Source organism: Shewanella sp. 11B5, from assembly GCF_002836795.1.
GTDB classification, from domain to species: Bacteria; Pseudomonadota; Gammaproteobacteria; order Enterobacterales; family Shewanellaceae; genus Shewanella; species Shewanella frigidimarina.
Genome location: NZ_PJAP01000541.1, coordinates 1 through 5,377 on the forward strand (window position 1 = coordinate 1; position 5,377 = coordinate 5,377).

General features: G+C 41.8%; 4 protein-coding genes. 1 reads left to right on the forward strand and 3 read right to left on the reverse strand.

Annotation, left to right across the window (positions count from 1 at the left end; genetic code table 11):
- Positions 1-2,148, forward strand: a 2,148-nt coding sequence (locus tag CXF78_RS12725) for a S46 family peptidase (RefSeq protein ID WP_102037005.1), incomplete at its 5' end; no start/stop codon positions are given.
- Between the two features lie 3 nt (positions 2,149-2,151).
- On the opposite strand, the gene CXF78_RS12730 is transcribed toward CXF78_RS12725, so the two are convergent.
- From CXF78_RS12730 to CXF78_RS12740, 3 genes are all read right to left on the reverse strand, one after another.
- Positions 2,152-2,859, reverse strand: coding sequence for a 23S rRNA pseudouridine(2604) synthase RluF (locus CXF78_RS12730; protein ID WP_180957136.1), 708 nt, complete (start codon positions 2,857-2,859; stop codon positions 2,152-2,154).
- A 108-nt stretch (positions 2,860-2,967) separates the two neighbouring features.
- Entirely contained in the window at positions 2,968-3,660 is a 693-nt protein-coding gene (locus tag CXF78_RS12735) for a hypothetical protein (protein WP_041412747.1), read from the reverse strand.
- A 240-nt stretch (positions 3,661-3,900) separates the two neighbouring features.
- On the reverse strand, positions 3,901-5,244 hold the full coding sequence (locus CXF78_RS12740) for a Na+/H+ antiporter NhaC family protein (protein WP_102037007.1): 1,344 nt from the start codon (positions 5,242-5,244) through the stop codon (positions 3,901-3,903).
- Positions 5,245-5,377: the final 133 nt, after the last annotated feature.

Genomic DNA, 5,377 nt, shown 5'->3' on the forward strand with positions numbered 1-5,377 from the left:
TGGTTATTAACTGTCGCAATGGCAGCCAGCTTTGGCGCTGCGGCAGATGAAGGCATGTGGCAACCACATCAACTTCCCGCAATGGCTGATGAACTTAAAGCAAAAGGCTTAGAAATAAGCGCTGATTCAATTTCAAAATTAACTGAATTCCCAATGAATGCCGTTATCAGCCTGGGTGGTTGTACCGCATCATTTGTGTCACCAAAAGGTTTGGTAGTTACCAACCATCACTGTGCCTATGGCTCAATTCAGTACAACTCCACCCCAGAAAAAAACCTCCTTAAAGACGGCTTTTTAGCTAAAACTTACGCCGAAGAATTACCGGCGACACCTGGTTCACGTATTTTTGTAACTGAAGCAGTAACCGATGTTAACGATAAAGTTAAAGCAAACCAGATGGATAAAGTGGGCAATGAGTTTTATAAAGGTATAGAACTACAAGAAAAAACCTTAGTTGCTGAATGTGAAAAAGAGGATGGTTACCGTTGCCAAGTGTATAGTTTCCATGGCGGCCTAGAATATTATCTTGTTAAGCAGTTAGAAATTCGTGATGTGCGTTTAGCCTATAACCCAGCCGCTAGTGTGGGCAAATACGGCGGTGATATCGATAACTGGATGTGGCCTCGTCATACCGGTGACTTCTCATTTTATCGTGCTTACGTATCTAAAGACGGCAAGCCTGCCGATTTTAGCAAAGACAATGTACCGTACGAGCCAAAAAGCTTTTTAAAAGTATCAGCTAAAGGCGTTAGCGATGGCGACTTTGTCATGGTTGCTGGTTATCCTGGCCGTACCAACCGATACCGCACTGCCGATGAAGTGAACAATCAGTTTAATTGGGCTTATCCAGAAGGCAAAGTCCTGCAAGAGCGCATGATTAGCATCATCAAAGAAACCGCCTCAGAAGGCAGCGACGAGCGGATTAAATACGAAAGCTTGATTGCCGGTTTAGCCAATTATGCCAAAAACTTTACCTCGATGATTGAGTATTATGGAAAATCAACCATGCTCGCTGATCGTGAGAAAATAGAGAGCGATTTAGCCAACTGGATCGGCAAAGATAAAAAGCGCCAACAGCAGTATGGCGAAACACTATCAAGCTTAGAAAAGTTAGTGGCTAAGAGTCAGCAAAATCAGCAACGTGACATTTTATTAGGTTACATCGGTTACACCACTATGGTCACTACCGCTCGTGATTTGTATCGCTTAGCTAATGAGAAAACCTTAGCTGATATGGCACGAGAACCAGGCTACCAAGAACGTGACATGACCAACTTCACTTCAAGCATGGAACGTATTGATCGCCGTTATGCCGCCAGTGTCGATAAAGCCCTGCTAGCCGATTTACTGACACGTTATGCTGCATTACCTGCAGAGCAGCATTTAGCCGCTTTAGATAAAGCATTTGGTATTAGCAGCAAGTTCGATGCTAAAGCATTAGCTAAAACACTCGATAAAATGTACGCCAACACCAAGCTAAATAACAAAGAAACTCGCTTAGCATGGATGAACAAATCGGTTGCCGACTTTAAAGCATCTAACGACCCATTCATTCAATTTGCAGTACAGACCTTTGATGCTGACATGGCGCGCGAGAAAGAGAAAAAGCAATTAGAAGGTGACTTAATGAAAGTACGTCCACAATATATGGACGCTATCATTGCTTACAATCGCGAGTTAGGAAAACCTGTTTATGCTGATGCAAACTCAAGCCTGCGTGTAACGGTAGGTAACGTTAAAGGTTATTCTCCACAGGATGGTTTAGTGGCGGTGCCTTTTACACGCTTAGAAGGCATTTTAGCCAAAGACACTGGTGTTGATCCTTTCGATGCGCCAGCTAAACAACTTGAGCTGATTAAACAAAAGCAATACGGCGATTACTACGTCAAAGCGGTTGATTCTGTACCGGTTAACTTCTTATCTACCTTAGACACAACGGGTGGTAACTCAGGCTCACCAACCTTAAACGGCCGTGCTGAACTAGTGGGTTTACTGTTTGATGGTGTGTACGAAAGTATCATTGGTGACTGGGGATACGACGCACAAAGTAACCGTTCTATCCAAGTAGACAGCCGCTACATGCTATGGGTAATGCAGTATTTAGATAATGCTGACAACTTATTAGCTGAAATGGAAATCGTTAGATAACGCTCAGTTTACTGCACGTTTAAGACTCGATAACTCTGCGGCCGTTAATGGCCGCATTGTTTTTTCTGCAAGCTCATCAATACGTATATCGAGTAATTGAGTTCGCATTAAATCAATCACTTTGTAACCTAACGTTTGACACATACGGCGTATTTGTCGATTTAATCCTTGGGTTAATACAATCTCAAACCGGTCTTCTTCAGCCGTTAAGCTCAATGGCCGAATATCGCATGATCGAGTTTGCACATCACCATAACTGACCCCATTTGCCATCATCGATAAAAAACTGGTACTAATTGGCTTATCAACTTGGACCACGTATGTCTTAGGATGATAATAATCGGGATGCATTAGCGCTTGCGTTAATTGACCGTCATTAGTGAGTAGTAGCAAACCACGAGAATCTTTATCCAAACGCCCTGCAGGATACAACCTTGGTAACTCAGGTAATACATGCAGTAAGCTGTGGGGATCATCAACTAATAAACGGCAATCAATTCCAACAGGCTTATGATATAGCCAATACTGTTTATCTTGCACAGCAAGGATCGGTTTATCATCTACTAGAATTGTCTCAATTTCACAAAGGTTAACTCGGTCAGTGTGTTTAGCTAATTGATGATTAATACTCACTCGACCAGTGTCGATAAGTCGTGCAGCTTGGCGTCTTGACGCCACACCACATACAGCCAAATAATGACTTAATCGCATTGATGTCATAGACTTAATCGCATTGATGTCATAGACTTAATCGCATTGATGTCATAGACTTAATCGCATTGATATCATAGATAATACTCAAGCAGGAATAAATAGACGTTAACGGGTTTCGAGAAATTGATACACGTTATGTTGTTGAGTTTTAATGGTTGACAGCAGGCTTAACCCAAGACAGATACACCATAGAATATTCGCTTGCGTTAATGTCCACATGGCTGAGGACACGATACAATACTGAGGTAAATCGGCCGAACACTCAGCAAAATCCAACTGGCTCCAATCGAACAGCGTCAATAATAATAACCCACTGCATATTGAAATAATGCTCAAACTAAGCATTCGCTTGGTCATCGTGCTGCCAGGTTTAAAGTAATCAAGTAGGCAAATACAATGCAAAAAAATGGTACTGAATAAATAAAGCGTCGACGCTTTACGGTGTAAGTCTAAAAAGTTAATCGGAAACACACCCATTAGCACAATACTAACACCAACTACACCACCAATAATGGCAATGTAACGGCTCAGTAAATCAGGAAAGGTATTAAACACCGCCACCATGGCGAGTAAGAAGCATGAGCCACCCGCTAATAGTGATAAATTAAACACGATTGCAAACGACGAATGCATATAATTACCAAGCGTATCAGGGCGGATCATCAACATGTCTAAGCTTATACCATCGGCTTGTACTATCAACGCACTTCCTACGCCAAAAGAGCAGATTGCAGCCGCTGCCAATGACATAAATACAATCACTAGGTGTAAATCATAATTACGGACTCTATCTGTCACTGATCGATACTTATGTCAAAAATGGAATGAGAATGTTAACGCGGAAAGCAAAAAAGTAAAAGCCGATAATCACATAACCCAAAAACTAAACCTAAGCCCTAACTTAAACCAAAATTTAAACCAAAAATAAAAATGCCCAATCGTGGCTGACTGGGCATTATTTGCTATAGCGGACTAAATAGTCACTTTAATCTTAATCTCGTTAAACCAAGCGACTGTGTGATTTACCCTGTAGCCAATTTAAGTACGTTTACGAAATATCACAATAATCACCGCAATAACGGCCAAAATCATACAGTACCAAGCATTAGACACTGCGGTTAATGGGCTAATGGTAAACACCGAGGCAATTAATAATGCTTGGGCGCCATGCGGAATTAATCCCTGAATAATACATGCGAAGATATCTAAAATACTGGCTGCTCGTTTTGGCGATACTCCATGTTTTTCAGCAAGCTCTTTCGCAATATCGCCCGTCACCACAATCGAAACCGTATTGTTAGCAACGCACGTATTCGTTGCGGCAACAATCGCTGCCATACCTAGCTCTGCTGCACGACTTGATGCTTCGCCATTGGCTTTTGAAAAACGACTGATCAAGCCCTCAATTTGTTTACTGACAAAGGTTAATCCACCTTGCTGCTGCATTAACGCCGCTAAACCACCAACTAACATCGACAGAATAAAAATTTCCTGCATATTGGTAAAGCCAGTATAAATATCATTACCAAATTGAATAACGCTATATTCTGAAGTCAGTACGCCTGTCATGCCTGCAAGTACAATCCCTAGCGACAACACCACAAAAACGTTTAAACCCACCACAGCTAATACCAGAATGGTTAAATACGGTAATACTTTTAAGATTTCAATATCCTGAACAGCAATATCCGCTTGCCCTTGACCGACAATCGAAAAAGCAATCAAGGTGAGGATCGACGCCGGAATTGCAAACACTAAGTTTTCACGGAACTTGTCTTTCATTTCACAACCTTGAGTACGTGTTGCCGCAATCGTGGTATCTGAAATAATCGATAAGTTGTCTCCAAATAATGCACCAGACATCACCGCACCAGCCATTAAGGCATAATCAATTTGTGCTTGGTCTGCAACACCTAATGCCACTGGTGCTACTGCCGCTATGGTGCCCATAGATGTGCCCATTGAAGTCGCGATAAAGGCGGCAATAACAAAGAAACCAGGCAATAGTAAATTTGATGGAATAAACGACAGACCAAGTGCAACGGTAGCATCAACGCCACCAGTGGCTTTAGCCACTGCAGCAAATGCGCCTGCCAATAAATAAATTAAACACATAGCAATAATATTGCTGTGGCCAATACCTTCAATAAAGGTTTCTATCGCACTGTTGATTTTCTGTTTCGATAACAGCACCGCCAACACAATGGCAGGTAAAATCGCAATCACACTGGGTAATTGATAGAACGCATAATCAACGCCCTGGCTTTGAAAATATAAGCCTGCGCCTATAAATAATCCTAAAAATAAAAATAATGGCAATAACGCCACAAACGATGCCGGGCTGTTTCCTGCCGTGGTAACTGATGAAGTAGCTTTGGTCAAAATGATCTCTCTTTATCTTAACGAATAGGGATTGTTGGATGAGAAAAGCGAGTACGACACAATCTCGGTCATCGGTGATTATTTAACAACACGTTCAACGGTGCTAAATATTGCAGTCACATCATAACAAGTT

What these genes read in the sequence shown, in the direction of transcription:
- CXF78_RS12730 (WP_180957136.1), bottom strand. Translation starts at nt 2,859, where the DNA reads ATGCGATTAAGTCATTATTTGGCTGTATGTGGTGTGGCGTCAAGACGC.